Source organism: Methanofollis aquaemaris, from assembly GCF_017357525.1.
Lineage (GTDB): Archaea > Halobacteriota > Methanomicrobia > Methanomicrobiales > Methanofollaceae > Methanofollis > Methanofollis aquaemaris.
This window is the reverse complement of record NZ_CP036172.1, coordinates 2,546,782-2,571,853: the sequence shown is the minus strand read 5'-3', so window position 1 is coordinate 2,571,853 and position 25,072 is coordinate 2,546,782. Positions and strand designations below refer to the sequence as shown.

Genomic DNA, 25,072 nt, shown 5'->3' with positions numbered 1-25,072 from the left:
CCAAAAAAGAGATCGCAGGTCAGAGCCCCTCCTCGACCGTCCAGTCAAGCCACTGGACCGACCTGAGTTCTTTTGACGCCACTTCGTCGACCTCGTAGACCTGCTGATAAAAGTCGAGCGTCCACTCGCCGATCCGGTCCACGTCGGGGCGCTCCTGATAGGGCGGGCCGACAAGAACGACGAGCGGAATGCCAAGCGACTCGATTGTCTTGATCGTCTTCTCAAGGTTCTCGTCGGATCCCCTGAACGAGGACGCCCCCTTGCGGAGGAAGACGACGTCGGGATCGAGGGAGGCGAGTGACTCGTAGTTGATCCCATGCCTTCCGCCGATGCATCCGCAGATAAGGGCTGCAAAGAGCAAACAGATAAAAAGGAGAGTGATCCTGCAACCGAAAGATTACGTTTCATAACAATACTATGAAATGATGCCATTTTAATTACAAAATTCCCATTTTTAAAAATCATATGTCTTAGCACTCACAATTTTTGCTACCAATATAAATAAAATCGACACTAAAATTAGGACATCCACGCCGATCGGGCTGGAGGAGACTGCATGACAGAATCAACAGGTTTCAAACAGTTCGTTACCAATCTTGGCTATGATTCCGTCGAAGGATTTGACGAAGGGAGAAAGATCGCTGTTCTTCTGGGTCTCGCCGCCCTCCTCTTTATAACGGCATGTACCGCCGTCGTCATGGGGTCGTACGACCTCACAATCTTCGATGTATACCGGACGATCCTCGTCCACATCACCCTCGGTGACGTGACTGCGCTGCCCAAACTGCACAACACCATCATCTGGAACATCCGCGTACCGAGGATCCTCCTCGCCATCTCCGTCGGCGGAGCGCTTGCCATTGCGGGCGCCGTCTTTCAGGGCGTCTTTCGAAACCCCCTCGTCGAACCCTACATCCTCGGCGTCTCGTCAGGAGCGGCCTTCGGGGCGGCGCTTGCGATCGTCTTTCCCGCGATCTTTTTCTCGATACAACTCTCCGCGTTCGCCTTCGGCGCCCTTGCGGTGACGATGGCCTACCTCCTCGCCCGCGTCCGCGGCGAGACTCCTGTCATCACGCTCATCCTCGCCGGCGTCATCATCGGATCGATCTTCGCCGCCCTCGTCTCGCTTCTCAAGTACATCGCCGACGACACTGCACTCAGGGAGATCGTCTTCTGGTTGATGGGCGGGTTCTACTACGCGACATGGAACGACGTGATCCTCCTCGTCCCCATTGTCCTCCTGAGTTTCATCGTCCTCTGGGCACTGGGGTGGAAACTGAACATCCTCTCGATGGGCGACGAAGAGGCGCGGACACTCGGGGTGAACCCTGAGAAGTATAAGTTCGTCGTCGTCGCGTTCGCTACCGCCATCACCGCCTTCGCCGTCTCGCTCGTCGGGATCATCGCATGGGTGGGACTCATGATGCCCCACGCGTCCAGGATGATCCTCGGGCCGGACAACCGGTTCGTGATCCCCGCGTCGATGATGATGGGCGGGTGCTACCTGATCGTCTGCGATACGCTTGCCCGGACGCTGACGACGGCCGAAATCCCGGTCGGCATCCTGACCTCCATCCTCGGCGCCCCCTATCTCTGCTATCTGATCCGCCAGAAGGGCAGGGTAATCTTCGGGTGAATGCCATGCTGCATGTCCAGGATATCCATTTCAAATACGGGGATTTCCCCGTTCTCTCCGGGATCTCATTCTCGGTGGGAGAAGGCGAACTCTGCGGACTCTTCGGCCCCAACGGGTCGGGAAAGACCACGCTGTTCAAGTGCTGTCTCCGCTTTTTGCACGCCGAACAGGGCGCGGTGCAGATGTGCGGCGAGGATATCTCGCAGCGTTCGATCGAACAACTCGCACGGGTCGTGGCCTACGTGCCGCAGGAGCACAAACCCCCCTTCCCCTACCTGGTGCGGGAGGTCGTTCTCATGGGACGGACACCGCACCTCGGCGGGTTCTTCGGCGTGAAGAGGCGCGACAAGGAGATCGCGATGGACGCCATCGCCGCACTCGGCATCACCGATCTTGCCGATCGCCCCTACAACCAGCTCTCCGGCGGTCAGCGTCAGATGGTCCTGATGGCCCGCGCCATGGCGCAGGACACCCCGATACTTTTCCTTGACGAACCGACGAGCGCTCTGGACTTCCAGAACCAGATGCGGATCTGGGAGATCATGCGCGATGTCGCCGAAGACGGCAAGACCATCCTCGCCTGCAGCCACGACCCGAACCATGTCGCCTGGTTCTGCGACCGGGTGGTGGTGGTGGGAGAGGGCCGCGTCGTGGCCGAGGGCGAACCGGCGGACGTCATCTCGGAGGGGGTGCTCGGCAGGATATACCAGGACGCGTGCACCGTCCGAACGCTTGACGGCGTGCAGATGGTGATGCCCAGTTGTGTGACCGATCGTCACGGTGCCGGGGGCCATGAAGCAAGAATGAGCGCGAATGTGGACGTATAAATCGTAGAATTATCAGAATCGGAGAATTTTCAATGAGATCGAATGCAATTGACTGGAATGCAATCTGGAAAGAACAGTACGATGAAAACCTGCACTGCCGCGACAACGGCGGATGTGCGTCGATCTGGGAGTCACGGGAGAAAGCGCTGGACTTTCTGAACCAGTCGCGGGAACATCCCGAAAGAATCCTCTCCATCATCGACAGCCTGCCGGTCGAGGCCGGGTCACGGGTGCTCGATATCGGGGCGGGGCCCGGAACCCTGGCGGTGCCGCTCGCAGGCGTCGCCGCCCACGTCACCGCCGTCGAACCGGCGGCAGGGATGACAGAGGTGATGGCCGAATATGCAAAAGAAGAAGGCGTGTCAAACCTCTCGGTCGTGCGGAAACGCTGGGAAGATCTCGACCCCGCCGTCGATCTCGACGGGCGGTTCGATGTCGTCGTCGCCTCGTATTCGCTCGGGATGCCGGAGATCAGGGCGGCGATCGAGGCAATGTGCGAGGCGTCCTCGCGGTGGGTGTATCTCTTCTGGTTTGCCGGCACGACGACCTGGGAGCAGGGGCTCATCGACCTCTGGCCGGCGCTTCATGGGACGGAATATCACCGGGGGCCGAAGGCGGACGTCCTCTTCAATGTCCTCTATTCGATGGGGATCTGCCCGAACGTCGAGACCTCACAGATGGAGCACACCCGCAGGTTCCCCGACCTCGATGCAGCGGTTGCCGAGTTCAGAGAGCAATACAGGGTCGAGACGCCCGAGCAGGAGAAAGTGCTCAGGAACTATCTCGCCGGGACGCTCACAGAGAACGGCGGCGATCTTTTGCTCTCCGGCACGACGACGCGGGTGAAGTTCTGGTGGGAGGTGAACGAATGGCGTTGAGGGGCGGCATGCGCGGTCGGGTGGCCGTCACCCTCTTTCTGGCACTTCTGCTCGTCCTCTCTGCGGGATGTACAGGAGTGGAACATTCAGGAAATGCATCGGGTTCGAGCACTGCTGATACCGATTATCGGACGGTCGTCGACTCACGCGGCGTCGAGGTGCAGGTGCCGACGGATATCGAACGCGTCGTCACGGTCTCCGACGGCATGGTGGAGGGGACGATGGCGGCATTCGGCGTCGAGGACACCCTTGTCGGACTTGGATCCTCGTGTATCCAGAAAGACTGGACCTACTCCTATCCACTCGACGACGGCGGGTTCGTGAACGGGAGCGGGGGATGCAACGTCTTGCAGGTTCTCTCCCCGCGGGTCAGAGAACTGCCGCTGCCCATGGAGTTCGGGGCGGCGATGAACTACGAAACTCTTGTTTCCCTCGATCCCGACGTCTTCATTCTCAGGCTCGGGAGTTGCAGCCTTGATAGCGAAGATAACGAGATGACGCAGAAGACGATCAAGACCATCGAATCTCTTGGCATTCCCCTCATCGTGCTCTATAGCCCGAACTGCTACGACGATCCGAGCCTGAAGATGATCTCGGGCGAGATTGCCGTTCTTGGCGAGGTGTTCGGGAAAGAAGCCGAGGCGAAGCACCTCTCCGACTACCTTGAGTCCCAGGTCGACCTGGTCGAGGCGCGGACAAAGGACATTCCTGTGTCCGAAGCGCCCGAGGTGCTCATCTTCGGCCTCTCGCCCAAGCACCGGGGAGAAGGAGGGGCAGGCACCGCTCATGGTCTGAGGACGACCGAGTCATACATGATCGAGGATGTCGTGCATGCGAAGAACGCCTTCAGGTCTGACACCGGCACCTTCCAGATCCTCAACACCGAAAAGGTGCTCGCGCTCGACCCTGACGTCATCGTGCTCTGCACGGCATGGGGTTACCATCCGCCCGGCGAACTCTATGACGCCACCTACTATGCAGACCTCAGGGAACTCACGGCCGTCAAGAACCATCGGGTGATGTCGCTTCCCTGGACGCCGTGCAACTGCGCCAAGCGTCTTGAGTATCCCATCGACGTAATGGTGATCGCGAAGGCCGCGTACCCCGATCGTTTCGCCGACATCGACCTCGGCGAGTGGCTGCTGGACTTTTACAAGAATGTCTATGGCGTGGACGACGAGACAGCGAAGGCGTTGAGATCGGCGCAGTGGATGGACTGGTGCGTGGAGGGCGGAGCGTGAGACCGACACACACGCTGCTGCTGGTTTTTGTTGCACTGGTGTTGGCGGCCGTATGTGCCGGGTGCACCGGCGGGGGAACGAAGCAGGTTGACGCGGTGTCCGACACACCCGTACAGAGCGAATCTAAAATTGTCACCGACATGCGGGGCCTCGACGTATCAATCCCCAAGGATCCGCAGAGGGTTGTGGTGATGGCCGACGGCATGGTCGAGAGCGTGATGATAATTTTCGGGGTTGAAGACCGGATCGTAGGTCTGCCGAGAACCCCTAAAAATTATGTCTACAACTACACCAGCGTCGTTGCAAATGAGAGTTATTCTTACAAAAACGGAGAATATGTCCCTGTTGTCTTATATCCCGGCTTGAGAGATCTTACGGTTGTCGGACGGGAGGTCCCGAACTATGAGACGATCGCGTCTCTCTCGCCCGATCTGGTTCTGTTACGATCAGGTTCCTGCAGTTTCCCGGACTATCAGACCGATGAAAATTCAAAGAAAACCGTCGAGACCATCGAATCCCTTGGCATCCCCGTAGTCCTCCTCAGCGCCCCTGAGTGCAGCGACCGGCCTGACCTTGAAAATCTCTACAGGGAGATAGCGATCCTCGGGGAAATCTTCGACCGCGAGGAGGAAGCAGGACAGATCGTCGACCTCCTTACGGAGAAGGTCGCTCTCATCGACGAGAGGACACGCGACGTTCCAGACGCCGACAGGCCTTCGGTACTCTTCTTCGGTCTCTCGTCATCTGATCGGAAGAAGGGGGGCGTCGGCAACGTGCGGGGAATCGACACGCCGGACTCCTATTTCCTTGAGGAGATCGTTCATGCGAAGAATGCTTTCCGCGATCCCGGTCGGCATACGCTCTCGGTCGAACAGGTGCTCACGCTCGATCCCGATGTAATCCTGCTTCCGACATCGAGCGGCTACCATCCGCCGCGTGAACTCTACGAGAGCGAACCGTTCCGGTGTCTCCAGGAACTGAAAGCGGTGAAGAACAGGCAGGTATATGCACTCCCCTGGACACCGAGCCGGTGCGGGACTCGCCTTGAGTTTCCCATCGACTTGATGATCGCAGCGAAGGGCGCCTATCCCGAGCTCTTTTCGGACATCAGGATCTGCGACTGGACGCTTGAGTACTACAGCGATCTCTACGGAGTCGATGAAGAAACAGCCAAAAAAATACGCTCGGCCCAGTGGCTGGATTGGACGGTGGAAGAGAATTTCTGATCCGTTCGGGAGCAATGATGTTATCGGTCGGAGGGCTGAGAGCCTCGATCGGTAAAAACCGGTGTGATCCTCGATGAGGAATGTTGAAAGATTGCAGAAGAGTACGAGGAAGTGAAAGTCAGTATGAAAAATGGCATTTCTACCGGCGGGCAGCGGAATAAGCACCGTTGCCGCGCCGCTTGCCCGCAAGTATGCACCGAGGTACCGACCCGCGATTCACGACGCATTGGAGGTGATATACGTGCCTGAGAGGAATGCACGCCATGCCAGTGCCGCCCTTCTCCTGGCGGTGCTGCTGGTCCTCTCGGCCGGATGCGTCGGTTCCGGGCAGGGTGGAACAGCAGCGGAACCCGGAGACTCCGGGGACGAGAGTTACCGCACCGTCGTCGACTCCCGCGGCGTCGAGGTGCAGGTGCCGACGGATATCAAACGCGTCGTCACGGTCTCCGACGGCATGGTCGAAGGAGTAATGTACGGGCTCGGGGTGGAGGACACCATCGTCGGCGTCGGTTCAACATGTCTCCAGCGTGTCTACAATTTTACATGGCCGAGCGTGACAGGGACTCCTATCGTGTACGAAGACGGAATGAACACGGCTTCGTACCTCAACCCGAAGTTGATGGACCTGCCGTTGGTCGGGAAGTCGGGGCAGGCGATCAACTACGAGTCGCTCGCCGCACTCAACCCAGACCTTGTCATCATACGCCTCGGGGACTGCACCCTGCGGTATGACGACGAGAATGTCCAGAAAACCATCGATACGATCGAGTCGCTCGGAATCCCGCTCGTCGTTCTGAAGAGTTCCCACTTCACCGAGAGTGCGGACGTCTCGACCATCCAGGACGAGATCAGGATCATCGGCTTGACCTTCGGCAAAGAGGCCGAAGCATCCAGGATGAGTGCTTACCTTGAGGAAAAGATCGCGTTCATCACCGATCGTACTCAGGGAATTTCGGAAAGCGACAGGCCCACCGTCCTCGTCTTCGGCCTCTCTCCGACCGCAAGGACGAAGGGAGGCGCGGGAGTCGTCTACGGACTCGACACCATCGAGGCGCGCTTCATCGAAGATCTCGTCTCGGCAAAGAACGCCTATCGCGACGAGGCGTACTTCAGGACGGTGAGCGCCGAACAGGTTCTTGCGATCGATCCCGACGTCATCGTACTCAGCACCTCTTACGGTTTCCACCCGCCCGAGGAACTCTACAACGCGCCATACTACCAGGACTTGCAGGAACTGAAGGCCGTCAAGGAGAAAAGAGTGTATTCAATGCCATATACTCCATGCAACTGCGACAAACGTCTTGAATACCCCCTCGAAGTCCTGATCCTCGCAAAGGCCGCGCATCCGGATCGGTTCGATGATGTCGATCTCGCCGAATGGACCATGGACTTTTATATGGGGTTGTACGGGGTGGACCGCCGGACTGCGGAGAATCTCCTGGAAAAACAGTGGCTCGGATGGATGCTTGAAGATTCGGGCAAAGACGGGGAAGCATGAACTCGACCGCCTGTACTATCGGCGATTCCTGGCCTGAGTATTCCATCCGGGAACTCGCGAAGTTCCATGGTCATCTCGGGCCTTATGTCGTGCTCGGATACCGTGTGGGCAGGTACGCCCGCGCCTTTTTTTCAGGCTCCAGGGAGATCTCCGCAGCGGCCTATTGCTCAGATTTACCGCCGGAGTCATGTTTTGCCGACGGAATCCAGATCGGAAGCGGGTGTACTTTCGGACGTCGGAGAATCGAACTCAAGAAAAGCGGCAGGCTCGGGTGCATCTTCCGCTGCGGCGAAGAGACGCTTGCAATCAGAGCACATAAACCTGAGTTGCCTGAGATCTCGAAGACGGATTACTGGGAAGAGATTCGCGGGATCGCAGAGGCGATGTACGCCGCCCCGGACGACCGGCTCTTCACCGAAGATCCGGATTTTGCAGACCTCGAATTGCAAGGTGACGTACTATGAGAAAGAGATTGATTGTAGCCGGAGCGATCCTGGTGATCGCACTCCTGTTCAGTGCAGGGTGCGTGGGTTCGACGGTGACCGAAGAGCATGCACCCCCGGACGCGGGAGAGTTCCGCACCGTCGTCGACTCACGCGGCGTCGAGGTGCAGGTGCCCACAGATATCGAACGCATCGTCACCGTCTCCGACGGTCTCATCGAAAGCGTGATGACGGTCCTTGGTGAGCAGGAGAAGATCGTCGGCGTCGGGTCGTCGTGCATCCAGAGAAATTTCAACTACACCTTCCAGACCAGCGGCGGGGAGACCTACGAGTATAAAGACGGGATGAACCCGGTCACCTACCTGAACCCCAGGCTCATGGACCTGCCGCTTATCGGGAAATCGGGTGCGGCCATCAACTACGAGACCCTGGCAGGACTGGATCCCGACGTGGTCATCCTGCGGGCGGGGTCGTGCACGCTCCGCTCGATGAAAGACGAGGGGGTGCAGAAGACCATCCGGACCATCGAAGATCTCGGCATCCCGGTTGTCGTGCTCAAGGCGCACCCGTGTTATGACGAACCCGACCTCTCGACGGTATCGGACGAGATCAGGATCGTCGGCGAGGTCTTCGGGAAGGAGGAGCGGGCAGGCAAACTTGCGGACTACCTTGAGTCCCAGACCCGTCTGGTGTTTGAACGGACTAAAGAGATCCCCGACGATGAAAAACCGGACGTTCTCGTCTTCGGCGCCTCGCCGCGTTCCCGGAAAGATGGAGGGGCCGGGAACGTGAAGGGGACCGATACCATCGAGTCGTACTTTATCGAGGAGATCGTCCACGCGAAGAACGCCTACCGGGAACCCGGAAACTCGGCCATCGTCTCGGCAGAGCAACTCCTCGCCCTCGACCCGGACGTGATCGTGCTCGGCACCTCGTCGGGGTACCACCCGCCCGAAGAACTCTACTCGGCGCCTTACTACCAGAACGTCGCAGAACTCTCGGCCGTGAAAAACTGGCGGGTTTCGTCGTTCCCGTGGGAACCCTGCAACTGCGCCAAGCGTCTCGAATATCCTGTCGACGTGATGGTGATCGCGAAGGCCGCGTACCCCGACCGCTTCGCCGACATCGATCTCGGCGAGTGGCTCCTGGACTTTTACAAAAATGTCTACGGCGCGGACGACGAGACCGCGAGAGCGTTGAGGTCGGCGCAGTGGATGGACTGGTGCGTAGAGACCTGTCCGACCTGCGGGTGAGCGAGAGATGGAGACGCAGACGGCGGTCTCCCGCACCTCATCGTCGGCCCGATGGAATGATTGAATGACTATGGCGAGCAGATCGCGGTCGTCCGTCCTGATCCTTCTCCTTATTTTTTCGCTCGTCTCCGGTGCACATGCCGGCGGCGTAAGTTCCCCCGACACGCCGCCATCGGACGGTGTGAACACCTCGATATCGGCGGATTATTTCTACAGCCCGACATGCTCGCAGTGCAGGCAGGTCAGGCCGCTCGTCGACGCACTCGCCCGCGAGTACCCGCAGGCCGGCATCCGGTACCGCGAGATCTACTTCAACGCCACGAACCGCGAGATCTTCCGGGATGTCGTCGACCGCTACGGTATCGAGTCCGAGACCATCCCTCTCCTCCTCCTCGGCACCACGGCCCTCGTGGGGGAGAAAGAGATCAGGGACGGTCTCGGACCATATGTCGCGCCCGCAACCATGAAGAGATTGGATCAGTCCGATATCAGGCTGTCTCTCATACGGTTTGCGGAGTCGGGCGACAGAGCGTACAGAAGCGATACGGTTTCCCATAACTCACCGTCGTCCCGCGGGGCGGAGGTCACGGTGGCTTCGGTCCTGGTCGCGGCGGCGGTCGACAGCGTCAACCCGTGCGCCATCGCCGTCCTCGTCGTCCTCCTCGCCTATCTCACCTCGCTGCGCGACCGGAAGAAACTGCTCGGGGTCGGGATTGTCTATATCGGGACGGTGTTTGTCGTGTACCTCCTGTCGGGACTCGGCTTTTTCGCAGTCGTCCAGACGTACGGGATCGCAGAGACGGTCTCGACGTTTGCCGGACTCGTCGCGGTCGCCGCGGGTCTGGTCCAGATGAGAGACGCACTCCTGAACCGCGACGGATTCAGTCTTTCCATCCCTGCGTCGAAGAAGGCCGCGATCGGTCGGTACGTCAGGCGGGCGTCGATACCCTCCGCAGTCGCACTCGCCGCCCTGGTCAGCGTCGTCGAACTCCCCTGCACCGGCGGGATGTACCTCGCGGTCCTCGGCCTGCTCAGCAGCAGGATGACATTTGCAGACGGGTTTCTTTACCTCGTTCTGTACAATTGTGTCTTCGTGCTCCCCCTTGCGTTCATCCTCCTCGGCGTATACTTCGGGGGTTCGCCCGACCGCGTGGATGCATGGAGAGTTGAGAAGAGAAGGGGGATACGGTTCGCAATCGGGTGCGTTATGCTGGGGCTCGGCGGGGCGATGCTGCTCGGACTTTTGTAATCGAGTGAGTCCTGAAAGAGAGGGCCTCTCATCCCCCGCCGAAGAGTTTCCCCTTCAGGATCTCATACGCTTCCTCCGCGATCTCCCTGACGTCCTCGTCACGATCGCGTATCGCCGCAAGAAGCGGCCGCTGCCCCCGCATATCCCCGATCTGCCCGAGGGCCCATGCCGCCTTCTTGCGCACCCTGGGGTCGGGGTCGTCTTCCAGCGCCCGGATCAGGGGCTCGACCGCCCGCGAGTCCCCGAGCCGTCCGAGCGCCTCCGCCGCCCCCCACCTGAACTCCGGCCTCTCGTGGTCGAGGTTCCCGAGAAACTCCCGCACCACCAGTTCCCGCTCCTCCTCTCTCATACACCTCCTCTGGGCGCGGCCCGGCAAAAACCTGCCCGCCGGGAAGGTCTATATGGTGTCACCCCCATGAAACAGGGAGGAGTTATCATGGCAGAACATCCGGAAGGACCAAAGGTCGTCCTGCACACCACGATGGGCGACATCACCATCCAGCTCTACGCCGACATGCCGATCACCGCCGGCAACTTCGAGAAACTGGTGAAGGAAGGTTTTTACGACGGCGTCATCTTCCACCGTGTCATCGCCAACTTCATGATCCAGGGCGGCGACCCGACCGGCACCGGGATGGGCGGGCCTGGGTATGCGATCCCCGACGAGTTCACGGCCTCGAACAAGAACAACCGCGGCACCATCTCGATGGCGAATGCGGGCCCGAACACCGGGGGAAGCCAGTTCTTCCTCAACCTGGTGAACAATGTCCACCTCAACCCGATGCACCCGGTCTTCGGCGAGGTGGTCGAGGGGATGGAGGTCGTCGACGCCATCGGGAAGACCCAGACCGACCGCCAGGACCGGCCGCGCACCGAGGTTCGGATCACGAAGGCCGAGGTCATCTGAGTCCGTTCTCTCTGTTTTTTCCCTTTTTTCCGCGGGGTCCGCCCCTACCACCATCCGCAGATTTATCCCCGCAGGTTCAGACCTGTGTACAGATATGGACGTCAATTTCAAGCGTTACGGGCTGTACCTGATCAGGTGGCAGCTCTCCACCCCTCTCCTCGCCGGCGTGCTCATCCTCCTCTCCACAATGGACCCGATCACCGCGACGGTCATCGCGAACCTCATCGGCGGGCTCATCTTCTTCTGGGTCGACCGGTTCATCTTCACCTCGAAGGCGCTCGCCGCCCAGTGGGAAGTGAAGGAGAACATCAGGTGCGTGGACTGCGGAAAGGTCTGCCGCGGCTACCGACTGGTGAAGACCACCAACTACGACAAGACCGACGACAACACCCCTGAGTTCAGGTGCGAGACCTGCTCGCAGAAGAAGACCGAGGAACTGAGAGAGCGCGGCGTGGACTGTTGAGGGAGGGTGTATCTCGGGGCGTCCGCCCGCTCCCGGCCGGGAGGCGGGCGCATCCCGGATCGCTCCCCGCTCCGCCGGGCACGGCCGAGTTCCGGGGCAAGAGAGAATTATAATCGGTTTTTTCTCCATACGGCGCCACGATCGCGGCGATATTCTCGATATTCCGACCCCTACTTGTTCGAACGCCCATTTTTGCCCGGATCGTCCCCTGCAGCGACGGAAGGAAATTCAAAAGGTCTGTTTAACATAATTAACAGAAACATGAAAATCCATTTATATTGTACGCCCTGAGATGATATCGATCTACAATTTACAGGACGATATCACATGAAATCGAGAAATGATCGAGCATACAGATTATCCAACCATTCTCATCTCAAACCAGGGATAAAACCGGGAGTGTTCCTCCTCTTCCTCCTCCTTGCCGGCCTCCTGCTCGCGGCGCCGGTCTCGGCCGGATTCCAGACGACCGAGGTGACGGTCGTCAAACTGGCCGAGGACGGGGAGACGGCCCTGGACGAGCGGACGGTGGACTACCGCTGGATGGAGGAGAACCTCCCGATAGTCGGGGACGGCGTGACGCATTATTATATGCAGGGGCCGACCTTCGTCGAGAGTAACCCCTGGGATCCCGAGGAGACGGAGAATGTCAATGACTACCATGCCATGCGGGGCACGGACGTGCGCGACCTCTGCAATCTGGTCGGCGGGATGGGACCGGATGATATCATCCACATCTATCCCAATGATCCCTACAGCGCGATGAAGCATCCGTACAAGAATGTCTATTACACCGACACCGAACACGGGGGCAACCCCGAGCAGGGGCCTTTGGTCCTGACCTGGTGGCGGCCTGACGACGGGTACGTGCCCGACTACGATACCGGGATGCGCACCTTCTTCTTTGCGACCACGACGAACGCGAAGGGACAGTATGTCTTCGGGAACGACGATATGCGCCGGTTCCTGGACGAGGAGTACTGGACCAGATACGAGGGATGGCCGTGCTCACGGGCGCAGTGCCAGAAGTACGTGAAGAGGATCGAGATCAAAAGCCACGAACCGGTGCCCCCCTTCCCGATCACCATCGAGGCCAACCGGACCACCGGCTATCTCCCCCTGACCGTGCAGTTCACCGGGGCGACGGAGGCGGCTTCGCCGACGGACTGGCACTGGGACTTCGACGACGGTGCGACCGAGAACGTGCAGAACCCGACCCACACCTACGAGAAGGGCGGGCTCTTCAATGTGAGTCTCACGGTCACGGCCGCGGACGGAAAGGCGACGAAGACGCGGTATCAATACATCGCGGCACAGGAGCGGCCGGTGCCGACGACTCTGGACGTCCTGCCTCCTGAGGCGACGGTGATCATCGACGGGACGCAGGTCTTCACAGCGATGGTCCGCGACCAGAAGGGGCGCATGATGAAGGACGTCGCGGTCGAGTGGTCGAGTTCCAACACCACCGTTGGGACGATCGACGACGGGGTCTTCAAGGCCCTTGCCGAGGGGACGACGACCGTCACCGCCTCGACCGCCGGGATCAGCGGGACGGCCGGGGTCAGCGTGGTCCCGGTCCCGCCCGAGCCGAAGACGTGGTACGTGGACGACGACGGCCCGGCGAACTTCACGTCCATCCAGGCGGCCGTCTATGCCTGCAATCCGGGCGACACCGTCGTGGTGAAGGACGGCGAGTACACCGAGAACGTGGTGGTGGACCGGCCGATCGTGCTCAGGTCGGAGAACGGGCCGGAGACGACGGTCTTAACAACCTCCGATATAAAGGCGTCACCGGTGACGCTGACCGCGGAGAATGTCACGGTCGAGGGGCTGACGGTGAAGGGAGGGATCGTCGAAGGCACGGCAGGTGTCCTGGTGGACCATGCCGACAGGTGCACTCTCCGGGCGATCAGGACAAGCGAGAATTATGACGGCGTCTTCCTGAACGCCTCGGCCGGCACCCTCATCACCGGGATCACCGCGGATGCGATCACGGGGTCGGGGATCAGGGGCACGGATGCGAACGGCACCGTGATCGAGGGGTGCAGGGTAGAGGTGAACAACAGAATGGCGAAGGGAATCTCTCTCGCCGCCTCCGAGGGCCCGGTGATCCGGGAATGCTCCATCACCACACAGGGCGAACCTGCGTACGGGATCGTCCTGAGCAGGACCGACAATGCACGGGTCGTGCAGAACACCCTGAAGCACCTGAGCGGGCGCTCGGCGAAAGGCATCACCGCCTCCTCCTCCTGGAACGTCACCATCGAGAAGAACACGGTCTCGTCCTACGGAAGCAACGCGATCAATGTCGGGATCCGGAACTCGACCATCTGCGGGAACATGGTCTCCGGCGGGCACGCCCCTATCGGCTTCGGAGGCGAGCACAACCTGCTCTGTGACAACATCGTCTCGAATGGCTACAATGGGATCTATTGTTCTGCAAAGAACAGCACCATCACCAACAACACCTGCGTGCACAACGACGCCCGTGCTCTCTGGACTCTCGCCGGCGGGAACGCGGTCTATCTCAACGACCTGCTGGAGAAGAGCAATAGGCCGGGGGTCAGGTATACCTCATGGCAGAGTGATAACTCGGTGAACACCACCGCCCGCACGCCTGAGGCGGTCGACTACATCTACAACGGTACGCTCCACCACGGCTACCTCGGCAACTATTACTTCGACTACGAGGGCACCGACGACGACGGCGACGGGGTCGGCGAGACCCCCTACAATGCCTCGGCCGACGACCACGACTTCTACCCGCTCGTCGCCCCGGTCGAGAACTACGAGATCCTCCCGCCGATGCAGACGATCATGCACGGGCCGTACATCACCGGCACCACGGGAACGGAGACGACGATCAACTGGCGGACCGACGTGCCGACGGCCGGGCGGGTGGACTATGCCCCGGCGGCGGCGTACGCGGACGGGAACTACACCCTGAACGTCGCCGACGGCGAGGAGACCTGTCTCCACCACGTCGCCCTCACCGGCCTCGAACCGGGGACGACCTACCACTACCGGGTGACGGCCGGGCGGAACGTGACGCAGGACTTCACCTTCGAGACCTTCCCCGAGGCCGGGGAGAGGTTCACCTTCATCACCTACGGGGACTCGCAGGAGCAGATCCCGTACTACACGCAGCTGGAGCGGCACAAACTCGTCGCGGACCGGATCGCGGTGGAGGAGGAGGACGCCCTCTTCATTCTGCACCTCGGCGACACGGTGAGCCAGGCGCAGGACCCGACCGAGTGGGACCGGTTCTTCGCGTCGGCGAGGCCGATGCTCGCGAACACCACGCTGTACACGGCCCTCGGCAACCATGAGGAGAAGTACAAGAACCTCGCCGAGGAGACCTTCGCCCTGCCGCCATGGTACTCCTTCGAGTGCGGCGACCTGCATGTGGTGGTGCTGGACTCCACCAGCATGAAGGGCAGCGAGATGGCCGAACAGACCGAGTGGCTCAGAGCCGACCTGGCAACCGACGGCGCACGCTGGACGATCGCCGCCTTCCACCACCCGCCGTACAACTCCGGCGGGCACCATGGAAGCGGGTGGCCGGACACCGGCTGGCGCGATGCCTTCGAGGAGAAAGGGACGGCGGCCGTCTTCAACGGGCATGTCCACTCGTACCAGCGCCACCTGGCCAACGGGACGCAGTTCATCATCGCGGCGACCGGCGGCGGGATGCAGTACGAACTCGAGGATGAGAAGAAGCCCGAGTACCAGGCGGGCATGGAGTATATCCTGGGCTATGAGCGGGTGACGGTGGACCCGGCAAACGAGACGGTGACGATGGAGTTCGTGCCGGTCGCCGATATCTCCGAGGACAACCGGGAGGTCGCCGGGATCCGCCCGCCGGGCGAGGTCTTCGACCGGGTGGTGATCGGCGGGGCAGGCGGGCCCGATCTGGCGCCGGTGACGATCACAACCGACGGCCCGGCGGTGGCCGGGGAGAAGGCGACGGTGGTGGTGACGGTCGAGAACCTCGGCGGGACCGAGGCAGGGGCCTTCGCGGTGAACCTGACGGCGGACGGTGCATCTCTCGGAGAGCAGGAGGCCGCGGCGCTCCCTGCCGGGGAGACGGCGACCTTCGCCTTCGCCTGGAGTCCGGCGACGAGCGGAAGCCACGCCTTCGTGGCGACGGTCGAGGGACCGCCGGGCGAGCGTGAGCGCGAGAACAATGTGATGAAGAAGCAGCTCTATGTCCTCTCGCCGGGCGAGGGCCCGGCCTTCAAGGAGGGGGCGATCGAACTCGCGCCGGGCTGGAACCTCGTCTCGGTCCCGAAGCGGCTGGCGCCCGGCAATGACACGGCCCTGATCTTCGCGGGGGTCGAGTCGGCCGGGCACTCGCTCTGCACCTTCGATGCCGGGACGCAGTGCTGGCAGGCGCTGGGCCCAGACGATCCCGTCACGCCCCTTACCGGGGTGCTCGTCTATGCCGAGGACGCCGCCGCCGTGTCCCTGACCTTCGACAACGACCCGATCCATCTCCCGCCGGCAAAGGCCCTCTCGAAGGGCTGGAACTTCGTCGGTGCGGCCGGGACCGACGCCGAACCCGCGGCCCTCGCCCTCGTCTCGGCCGAGGGGCGGTGGGAGCGGTGCGTCGGCTACGACGCCCTGCGCCAGGTCTACGAGGCGCCGGTGACCGTCGACCTCCCCGACCACGCCCTCTTCCCGGGCCGCGGTTACTGGCTCGGCATGAACGAGAACGGCACCCTCGCAGGGACAGCGGTCTGAGGGCGCCGGGACCGATCGAGGGCGCAGAATACAAATCACTTTATTTTTTTCGTTTTTCCCGGTATGACGCCCGGAACGCCGAAACCGATCCCGAACCCCGACGAATATTCTTGATTTCCAATAATGCCGACACCCCGGCGAGAAATTCCGGCGTGTCGCACGGAACCGCAAGATTTCATACCCCCACACCGGCAGGATCGGGTCAACTCCGTAAAGGTAATTTGCTTAATATAATTTACAAAATCATGAAAAGAGATTTATAGAGTTCCAGATTGAGTATTCTTTGTCGCTAAGGCGATAGGACACTAAAAATGAACCTCGGAAAAACGCATCTTGCAAAAAGAACCCCGATGGCACTGCTCTGCCTTTGCATTGCCATCGCATTATTGGTCGTACCGGCGGCCGCGGCGACGACAAGTGTCACCGTGACCCGGTACTGCGACAACAACTACACGGCGGTCGACAACTCGACGACCCTGACCTTCCAGCAACTCAGGAACATCAGCGAGTTCCAGAGCAACGGAGACATCCGGATGCAGGGTCTGGTCACCCCCGACGACTGGGCAAACTCCGGCCTTAACCCGAGTGATTTCCAGGACGGATGGGATGCCACCGAGAGCATGAACTTCAAGAACTACGGCGCCCACAACGGCACCCTGGTCGAGGACATCGTCCAACACATCGGCGGCATGACCGACGGCTCTGAACTCGAGGTCGCCGACTCGACGTACCCCCTGGCGACGAGGCACTTCAGCAAGACCAATGTCTACACCCCCCCCACCGGCCAGGGCGAGATGGTCCTCACCTGGTGGGACTCCGTGGACGGCTTAGTCCCCAACTGGGGGAAGGGCATGCGCCTCTACTTCTACACCTCAAGCGACCGGGACTTCAGCAACATGGACATGAACACGTCCTTCTCCTCCTGGTATTACCAGTTCGCGGATGACAAGTACTCCGACTTCTCCGGCCCGTCGGCAAAGGGTCTCTCCGTCCAGACCGTCGACACCATCAACATCTACCCCCCGCACCGCTATGACTTCGCCACCGGCAGCGACACCGTCGAGTATGCGTACGAGGGCGGCGTGACCGGCCTGCCGACCGCCAGCAATGTGCCGAGCGCTACCACCGTCAACACCTCGAAGATCACCGCCATCGACAGCGACGATGACCCCTACACCACCTCAGTCACCGGCGAGTATGCCGCCCAGCGCTTCGTCTTCACTCTGAACGAGAACGCCACGAACATCGAGAAACTCAACGTCACCTGGATCGGGACCGGCACCAACGCCGGCGGCACCAACGGTGCCGACCTCTACATCTGGAATGGCAGCAGTTACGAGCACCTGCAGGGCAGCACCAGCAGCACCGAGGTCTCGCTCACCGGCGAAAAGACCTCAAGCATCAGCAACTACGTCAACGGCGGCAACGTCACCGTGCTCGTGAAGCAGAAGAGTACATCAGATGGATTTGATGCATCAACTCTTGCAACCGACTACGTAAAGTTCGTGGTGACGCATCACCACTAACCAACCCTTTTTTCTTTTCTATGGTGATTTTCATGAAAAAATCGATTGGAATTTTCTGCCTTATTCTGCTTGCTCTCCTCATCGCACCGACAGCGGCGACGACCCTCTATGTCGACGACAACGGTGGCGAAGGATTCTACACCACAATCCAGGGAGCACTCGACGCCGCCGAAGAGGGCGACACGATCTCTATCCTGCCAGGCACCTATTCAACTTTCACTGTTCGAAAACCTCACCTGACCATTTTGAGCAGAGATGGGGCTGAGTCTGTCATCGTGGACTGTCAGAATGAAGAGGGTGCCCGGATCCCAGATGGGAGCAATGAAAACGCGACAGGAACGATCCTTGATGGACTAAAATTCCTCAATGGAAAGCCGGGTCTAAAAATAGGAACTTACGGTCCTGCCAACGATTCGATTGTTAAGAATTGCATACTAAATGATATGATCGTCCAGGTACTTCCAAAAGGTGACAATATCACATTTGAAAACAACACCTTCATGGGCACCACAGGAACTCCTGCCTGTTATATGATGTTGAGAGATTCGACAGACTGCAAAATCATCAATAACACATTCACCAATATTACACCCAAATTTGGGGCTATCTTACTCTACAAGACAACAGCAACCAACAACACTATCACCGGCAACATTTTCGATAGTTCCTTCGATGGAAATTCCTTCTACTTCCGTGAAGCCGGCGACGGAAACAAAATCTTCCTCAACACCAACGTCTCGGGCGTCGCCCTTCACACAGGCACCGTCGCCCCCACAACCCACTGGAACTCCACCGCCCCCCTCACCTACACCTACAACAACACCGCCCACACCGGCTACCTCGGCAACCTCTGGTCCGGCTACACCAAGACCGACGAGAACGGCGACGGCGTCATCGACACCCCGTACGTCCTCCCCGACGGCCTTGGCACCGACCACGCCCCGCTGGTCGCGGCGGCGGGCGAGTATGAGATCGTCGTCCCGCAGACCCTGTACGTCGACGACGACGGCGGCGAAGGAGTCTACACCACCATCCAGGCGGCCGTCGACGCCGCAAAGAGCGTCGACACCATCGTCGTCAGGAACGGCACCTACACCGAGAACGTGCTCGTCGATAAGGGCCTGACCATCAGGGCCGAGAACGGCACGGAGGCCGTCACCGTCACGGCCGCCTCCCCCACCAAACCGGTCTTCGACCTCAAGGCCGACGGCATCACCGTCGAAGGCTTCTCGGTCCGCGGCCCGACGAACACACATGTCGCCGGCATCGAGAGCGTCGGGTACGACGAATGCCGCATCATCGGCAACGACTGCGGTGGGGCCTGCTACAACGGCATTCACCTCGGCGGCGACGCCACCGGCAACCTCATCGAGGCAAACGCCTGCCACGATAACACCCGCCGTGGCATCAGCCTCAGAGACAATGTCACCGGCAACACGGTGTACAACAACACCTGCTGGGACAACGCAGACGACGAACTCTGCGTCAAGGACTACCCATCCGACAATGTCATCTGGGCCAACGCCTTCTTCGGTACCGTCGAATGCCTCAACGCCAACACCTATCACTCGCCCGACGAGGTCACCTACACCTACAATGGCACCGAACACACCGGTTATGTCGGCAACTACTACGGCGGTTACGAGGGCACCGACGACGACAACAACGGCATCGGCGACGATTCGATGCTCCTCGGGACAGACGACGTCACCGGGGAACACCGGGACGAGTACCCGATGATGGGCATCTGGAAGAACAGCGAGATCATGAAGCCCGCCCCGACACTCACCACCGTCACCGTCGACGCCGAGACCACCGAGTTCGAAACCGGCGAGACCTGGCAGTTCGCCGCCACCGGGGTCTACTCCGACAGCACCGTCGTCCCCGACCTCGCCTTCACCTGGACGAGCAGCGAACCTGCCGTCGGCACCGTGAACGAGACCGGGTGGTTCGAGGCCGTCGCACCGGGCGCCACCACCCTCACCGCCGCGTGCGACGGGGTCGAAGGCACCGCACGGGTCACCGTCGTCGCACCCGACACCCTCCCCTCCATCGAGATCATCAGGTACGCACCCGACGGCGTCACCGTCGAGGAGAAGAAGACCGTCACCATCAGGTGGATGCAGCGTCACCTCCCGGTGCTCGGCGGGGAGGAGGGCACCATGCTCAGGTTCCAGGGCCCGTCCTTCGACAAGAACGACCCCTGGAATCCGGCAGAGAACCTCAACCTCGGCAAAGTCAACAACACCGTCAAAGGCACCGCCCTCGCCGACCTCTGCGACCTCGTCGGCGGCGTCTACGAAGACGGCGAGATCCAGTTCACCGGCAGGGACAACTACCCCGGCGTCATCCCCTCCTCTGTCGTCCTCGCACCTCACGAGCGCCAGGGCCCGGCCATCATCGCATGGTGGGACGCCGAAGCCGGCGAATACCCCGAGTGGAAATGGGGCCCGCAACTCTTCTTCTTCACCCCGGACGGCGTCTTCGGCAACGAAGACATGCGCATCTGCTTCCCCGAGGCATACCACCACTACTGGACCGACTGGCCCTCGGCCGCAGGCATCTCGGTCAAGAAGATCGTCACCATCGAGATCGTCCCCGAACCCAGGGAAGACTGGGACCTCGACCTCGCCGGTGCGATCATCAGGACCATCGACCGCTCCTACTATGAACAGGCCGTCGCATGCTCGGCACCCGGACACGGCGCCACCTGGACCGACGACGGAAAGACCTGGTCCGGACTGCCCCTCTGGCTCCTCTGCGGATGGGTCGACGACGCCGACCAGCACGCACCCTTCCGCGACGACCTCGCCGACCAGGGCTACACTGTCCTCGTCGTCGACTATGGTCCCGACGGCATCGAAGGCACCGAAGACGACCGCACCGTCGAGTTCGCAAGCGCCGACGTCAAGAGGAACAACAACATTCTCCTCGCCAACGAGATCGACCAGTGGCCGCTCGAAGAGGGCGACTGGCCGCTCAGACTCGTCGGAAAAGACGTGCCCGCCGAGAAGAGACTCGGAAGCGTCGACGCCATCAGGCTCGAAGGACTTGGAGGGACCGGAGACATGATCCTCACGCTCCACAAGGGCTGGAACTTCGTCTCCGTCCCGCGGACCCTCGCACCCGGCAACGACACCGCCGCGATCTTCGCAGATGTCGACTCCGCAGGACACTCCATCCTCACCTTCGACGCCGCCGCAGGGCTCTGGAAGCCGCTCGGGAAGAACGACACGGTCAGGCCCCTCGACGGCATCTGGGTCTACGCCGCAAAGAACACCGGCATAGAGATCACCTTCGACCCGGCCAAACCGACGACCCCGCCGACCAAACGGCTCTCTGAAGGGTGGAACGCCGTCGGATACTCAGACATCGAACCTGAACCGGCCAGGGACGCCCTCACATCCGTGAAGGAGAAGTGGGCCATCCTCATCGGCTACGAAGCTGGGAGCCAGGCATACGAACACTCGGCCATCAACGGGGCCGTCGGATCACACGCCGACACCCTCCCCATGATACCCGGCAAAGGGTACTGGCTGTACATGCGTGCCGACGGCACCCTGGCGGCCATCAGCACCTAATTTTTTTTCTTGAGGCAGAGACCATGAACACGACTAGAATTTCCATCGTTCTCATCCTCGCCCTCGCCCTCGTCACGGGCGCCATGGCGGTGGAGGAATTGCCGCAGTTCCCTGACGAGTACAAAGGCACCGTCACCATCGACGGCAAACCCGCACCCGCGGGCACCACCATCCTCGCCCTCATCGACGGCGAGGTGCGAGGCACCCTGACGATCGAAGAGAAAGGCACCTTCGGCGGCGACATGAACATCGACAAGAACCTGATCGTCACCGGGTATGCCGACGATGCCGGCAAGACCATCACCTTCACTGCCAACGGCAAAAACGCTGGAAAAGCCACATTCAGGCCAGAAGAGATCCACACCGTCGCCCTCGCGGCGAAGAGCGGCGGCACCACGCCGGGTGGCGGCGGGGGAGGCGGCGGCAGCAGCCCATCCAACCCCGCACCGGTGAAGACCGTCGCACCCTCCGTCGAGGCACCGGCAGCACCGCCCGTCGGCAGCACGAACCTGACCACCTCATCCGGCGGCATGGTGGACAAAGCCACCGCCGTCGTCTCCTCGGACAGGATCGCCACCATCACGGTACCTGAAGGCACCGGAGCCCACGCCTCAGACGGCACGCCTCTTGACGAGATCAGCATCAGGCCCGCCCTCTCATACGAGGTGCCCACGGTCACGGGAGAGACCGGGTTCGCCTTCTCAGGGTATGCATATCTCTGCGGACCTGCGGGTGCTACCTTCAACCCACCCATCACCCTCACCTTCGAGATCCCGGCAGAGGAGTGGAAAAAACTCAAAGGCGACCAGTTCACGATAAAGTGGTACAACACCGACGCGGGACGCTGGGAAGAGATCCCGACGACCGTCGACTACGAGACGATGACCGTCACCGCCAAGGTCTCGCACTTCAGCACCTTCGCACTCTTCACCGCAGCGCCCGCCACAGGCGATGACAACCTCCCGGCCGCCCAGGTCACCGACCAGACCAGAGATGGAGCGACCGGCGGCAAGACGAACGACTGGACCATCCCGATCGTCGCAGGCGTCCTCGTCATCATCGTCATCGCGGGCGCAGGGCTCTACCTGATGAAGAGATAATCGCGACCATCCATCTCCGACCCTTTTTTTTCCTCGCAGGCCCGCCCCGCCGATGCCCCTATATCTCACCACCCTCCACCCTTCTCCCATGGACTACTACGATCTCATCTCCATCTCCACCCGCGACATGGCCATCATGAACCCGACGACCCCGGAGAAACTCCGGCGGGCCGGGGAGATGGCGGGCCTCGCTCCGGGCGAGGAGGTGATCGAGTTCGGGTGCGGCTACGGCACGGTGCTCACCATCCTGGCCGGGGCCTTCGGGATCCGGGGACGGGGGATCGACCTGCGGGAATACGCCTGCCAACGGGCGGCCGACCTCATCGAGGCCGAAGGATATGCGGACCGCCTCACCGTCACCTGCGCCGACGTCCTCGACGCGACGCCCGACCGCGCCTACGACCTCGCCGCCTGCATCGGCTCCACCCACATCTGGGGAGGCCTCGCCCCCGCCCTCGACGCGATGGCGGCCTGGCTCAAACCTGAAGGACGGGTGATCGTCGGCGAACGCTGCTGGCAGCACGCCGCAGTCCCACCCGACTTTGCCAGGGCCTGGCCCGACGTCCTCACCGAGTACGAGATCTTTCAGTGCGCGAGGGACGCCGGCTACGAAGTGCGCGGCGTCCTCCACGCCACCGCCGACGACTGGGACGCCTACGAATCCGGCAACTGGGGCGGGCTCATCGGATGGCTCGACGAGCACCCCGACGACGAAGATGCGGACGAGGTGCGCGAATACCTCCACCGGATCCAGGACGAATTCGCGGGGTACGCCCGCGAATATATGGGATTCGGGCTCTACGTCCTCGTCCCCGTATGACAATTGATGAAGTTTAATACCGCTCACGGAAAAACTATACCAGACTATGGAGACCAGGGAAGAGAAGTTCTCCTTCATCGCCCGCATGCCCGACCACCCCGGCGCCCTCCAGCAGGCGGCCGCGATCGTCACCGAGCATGGCGGGAACATCAACCGGATCCAGTACAGCCGACGCATCGATCCGAGGACCGTCTTCTTTGAGGTGACTGCCCGGAAAGAGGCCCACGCCGCGATCAGGCAGAGACTCGCCGCCATCGGCTACCTCCAGACCGCCCTCCCAGGCCCCGGCATCCTCCGCTTCCACGTCCACCTCCCCCACACGCCCGGCGCCCTCGCCGCCTTCCTCGACCTGACGACAAAGGCACGGGCCAACATCGCCCTCATCGACTTCGACGACGCCGGCCCCCATCCCGATCGGGTGACCGTCTCCGTCAGCCTGGAGGAGAGCGGGCAGGCCGAAACCCTCCTCGACGCCCTCAAGTCGCGCTATCCGCTTGAGATCCTGGAGTACGACACCACCGGCAGCTCTCTCGACGAGACCGTCTTCTACCTCTGCTTCGCACAGCGGGTCCGCGAGATCATCGGTCCGGCCGGCGACGGCTTCCTCCTCCGTCTCCTCCACGACATCAACCACGTCGTCCAGGAACTCGGGGCGCGGGGCGAAGACCCGCGGGCCGTCTTTGCCAGCGTCCTGCAGACCGGCGAGAGTCTGCAGCGGACCTGCGGCGACGGGTTCTACGCCGACGTCCAGCAGGTGGCGGTCACGCCGGAGATGGACCTCTTCTGCTTCCAGTTGCCCGGCGGCGGGAGCGTCTACCTCCTCAACACCCCCGAGGAGAGCATGATGATCGATACCGGCTACGGCATCTACTACCCCGACATCATCAGGATGCTCAACCACTACGGCCTGGGCAACGGCACCAGGCTCAGGACAATCCTGCTCACCCACGCCGACGCCGACCACTGCGGCGCCGCCGGGTTCTACGAGGCCCCGGCCATGATGCACCCCACCTCCGCGGCGATCATCGAGACCTCGAACCGCGCCTTCGCCTCGCCGGTCGAGGGCTCGGTCCTGGAAATGGTCTACACCACCATCATCAACCTCTTCTCGCGGTTCAACCCGCCGGAGAACTACACGCTCTTCAGCGGCCCGACCGGCGAGACTCGCGGGATCTTCCCGGTCCTCCACCGCTTCACCTTCGGCGGGCTCGAGTTCGAGGTGCTGGAGGGGTTCGGCGGCCACGTGCAGGGACTGGTCTACGTCTTCTGCCCGAAGTGCGGCCTCCTCTTCACCAGCGACACCGTCATCAACTTCGGCAGCCTCACCGAGGAACGCAAGACCTACAGTTCGCTCGCCGATTTCCTGGTCACCTCGGTGAATGTCGACTCAGGGGTGGCGAGGCGCGAGCGGCACGCCCTCATGGAGATCGCGGCTGAGAGCGACCGGGCCCTCGCGGAGAAGGGGCGGCGCTGCTATATCTGCGGCGGGCACGGGGCGGTCTCGGTCCTCGACGAGAACGGGAGACTGGAGGCCGTCGGCGAGGTGGAGCACTACACCCACCAGGGATGACGGGCGAGAACACAAACCATCGCCGCCCCGCGGCACCCCGGGATTGCGATAGGGCCGGGAAAGCGGGGGGAATTGTTCAGAGGGTGATCCCGTCCTCTGCCGATCCGTCAC

19 protein-coding genes are annotated in these 25,072 nt (G+C 61.3%); 17 read left to right on the top strand and 2 right to left on the bottom strand.

Features of this window, described 5'->3' with window-relative positions:
* Positions 1-19: 19 nt before the first annotated feature.
* Positions 20-361 (bottom strand): TroA family protein, encoded by a 342-nt coding sequence (locus RJ40_RS12200; protein ID WP_265581132.1) that lies wholly within the window; start codon positions 359-361, stop codon positions 20-22.
* 195 nt (positions 362-556) lie between these two features.
* Here RJ40_RS12200 and RJ40_RS12195 point away from each other — a divergent pair, with 195 nt between their 5' ends.
* From RJ40_RS12195 to RJ40_RS12155, 9 genes are all read left to right on the top strand, one after another.
* Positions 557-1,636 carry a FecCD family ABC transporter permease gene (locus RJ40_RS12195; RefSeq protein WP_265581131.1) on the top strand — a complete coding sequence of 360 codons (1,080 nt, stop codon included), beginning with the start codon at positions 557-559 and terminating at the stop codon, positions 1,634-1,636.
* A gap of 5 nt (positions 1,637-1,641) precedes the next feature.
* Positions 1,642-2,463: an ABC transporter ATP-binding protein gene (locus tag RJ40_RS12190; RefSeq protein WP_265581130.1), complete on the top strand. Its 822-nt coding sequence runs from the start codon at positions 1,642-1,644 to the stop codon at positions 2,461-2,463.
* A gap of 32 nt (positions 2,464-2,495) precedes the next feature.
* Positions 2,496-3,341 (top strand): class I SAM-dependent methyltransferase, encoded by an 846-nt coding sequence (locus tag RJ40_RS12185; protein WP_265581129.1) that lies wholly within the window; start codon positions 2,496-2,498, stop codon positions 3,339-3,341.
* Entirely contained in the window at positions 3,332-4,582 is a 1,251-nt protein-coding gene (locus tag RJ40_RS12180; protein ID WP_265581128.1) for an ABC transporter substrate-binding protein, read from the top strand. Before RJ40_RS12185 ends, RJ40_RS12180 begins: the two co-directional genes overlap by 10 nt.
* Positions 4,579-5,808 carry an ABC transporter substrate-binding protein gene (locus RJ40_RS12175; protein WP_265581127.1) on the top strand — a complete coding sequence of 410 codons (1,230 nt, stop codon included), beginning with the start codon at positions 4,579-4,581 and terminating at the stop codon, positions 5,806-5,808. The genes RJ40_RS12180 and RJ40_RS12175 overlap by 4 nt, the downstream gene beginning before the upstream one ends.
* Before the next feature lie 241 nt (positions 5,809-6,049).
* Positions 6,050-7,306 carry an ABC transporter substrate-binding protein gene (locus RJ40_RS12170; protein WP_265581126.1) on the top strand — a complete coding sequence of 419 codons (1,257 nt, stop codon included), beginning with the start codon at positions 6,050-6,052 and terminating at the stop codon, positions 7,304-7,306.
* On the top strand, positions 7,303-7,770 hold the full coding sequence (locus RJ40_RS12165) for a formylmethanofuran dehydrogenase subunit E family protein (protein ID WP_265581125.1): 468 nt from the start codon (positions 7,303-7,305) through the stop codon (positions 7,768-7,770). Before RJ40_RS12170 ends, RJ40_RS12165 begins: the two co-directional genes overlap by 4 nt.
* Positions 7,767-9,002, top strand: coding sequence for an ABC transporter substrate-binding protein (locus RJ40_RS12160; protein WP_265581124.1), 1,236 nt, complete (start codon positions 7,767-7,769; stop codon positions 9,000-9,002). Before RJ40_RS12165 ends, RJ40_RS12160 begins: the two co-directional genes overlap by 4 nt.
* A 70-nt stretch (positions 9,003-9,072) precedes the next feature.
* On the top strand, positions 9,073-10,251 hold the full coding sequence (locus tag RJ40_RS12155) for a cytochrome c biogenesis protein CcdA (RefSeq protein ID WP_265581123.1): 1,179 nt from the start codon (positions 9,073-9,075) through the stop codon (positions 10,249-10,251).
* Positions 10,252-10,279: 28 nt separating this feature from the next.
* Here the strand turns inward: RJ40_RS12155 and RJ40_RS12150 are convergent, their stop codons facing one another.
* Positions 10,280-10,600: a HEAT repeat domain-containing protein gene (locus RJ40_RS12150; RefSeq protein WP_265581122.1), complete on the bottom strand. Its 321-nt coding sequence runs from the start codon at positions 10,598-10,600 to the stop codon at positions 10,280-10,282.
* Positions 10,601-10,687: 87 nt separating this feature from the next.
* On the opposite strand from RJ40_RS12150, the gene RJ40_RS12145 reads away from it, so the two are divergent.
* The 8 genes from RJ40_RS12145 to RJ40_RS12110 all read left to right on the top strand — a co-directional run bounded on the left by RJ40_RS12145 (position 10,688) and on the right by RJ40_RS12110 (position 24,961).
* Positions 10,688-11,158 carry a peptidylprolyl isomerase gene (locus RJ40_RS12145; RefSeq protein WP_265581121.1) on the top strand — a complete coding sequence of 157 codons (471 nt, stop codon included), beginning with the start codon at positions 10,688-10,690 and terminating at the stop codon, positions 11,156-11,158.
* Positions 11,159-11,252: 94 nt separating this feature from the next.
* Complete coding sequence (locus tag RJ40_RS12140; RefSeq protein WP_265581120.1) at positions 11,253-11,621, top strand: hypothetical protein; 369 nt, start codon at positions 11,253-11,255, stop codon at positions 11,619-11,621.
* A gap of 399 nt (positions 11,622-12,020) precedes the next feature.
* Entirely contained in the window at positions 12,021-16,364 is a 4,344-nt protein-coding gene (locus tag RJ40_RS12135) for a NosD domain-containing protein (protein WP_265581119.1), read from the top strand.
* A 350-nt stretch (positions 16,365-16,714) separates the two neighbouring features.
* Positions 16,715-17,890, top strand: a complete 1,176-nt coding sequence (locus RJ40_RS12130; RefSeq protein WP_265581118.1) for a hypothetical protein — start codon at positions 16,715-16,717, stop codon at positions 17,888-17,890.
* A gap of 32 nt (positions 17,891-17,922) precedes the next feature.
* The gene (locus tag RJ40_RS12125) at positions 17,923-21,471 is read left to right on the top strand and encodes a NosD domain-containing protein (RefSeq protein WP_265581117.1); all 3,549 of its coding nucleotides are present in this window, start codon (positions 17,923-17,925) and stop codon (positions 21,469-21,471) included.
* Between the two features lie 23 nt (positions 21,472-21,494).
* The gene (locus RJ40_RS12120) at positions 21,495-22,571 is read left to right on the top strand and encodes a hypothetical protein (protein WP_265581116.1); all 1,077 of its coding nucleotides are present in this window, start codon (positions 21,495-21,497) and stop codon (positions 22,569-22,571) included.
* A gap of 88 nt (positions 22,572-22,659) precedes the next feature.
* Positions 22,660-23,391, top strand: a complete 732-nt coding sequence (locus RJ40_RS12115; protein ID WP_265581115.1) for an SAM-dependent methyltransferase — start codon at positions 22,660-22,662, stop codon at positions 23,389-23,391.
* A 46-nt stretch (positions 23,392-23,437) separates the two neighbouring features.
* A complete protein-coding gene (locus RJ40_RS12110) occupies positions 23,438-24,961 on the top strand; it encodes an MBL fold metallo-hydrolase (RefSeq protein ID WP_265581114.1) in 1,524 nt (507 codons plus the stop codon).
* The last annotated feature ends 111 nt before the right edge of the window (positions 24,962-25,072 follow it).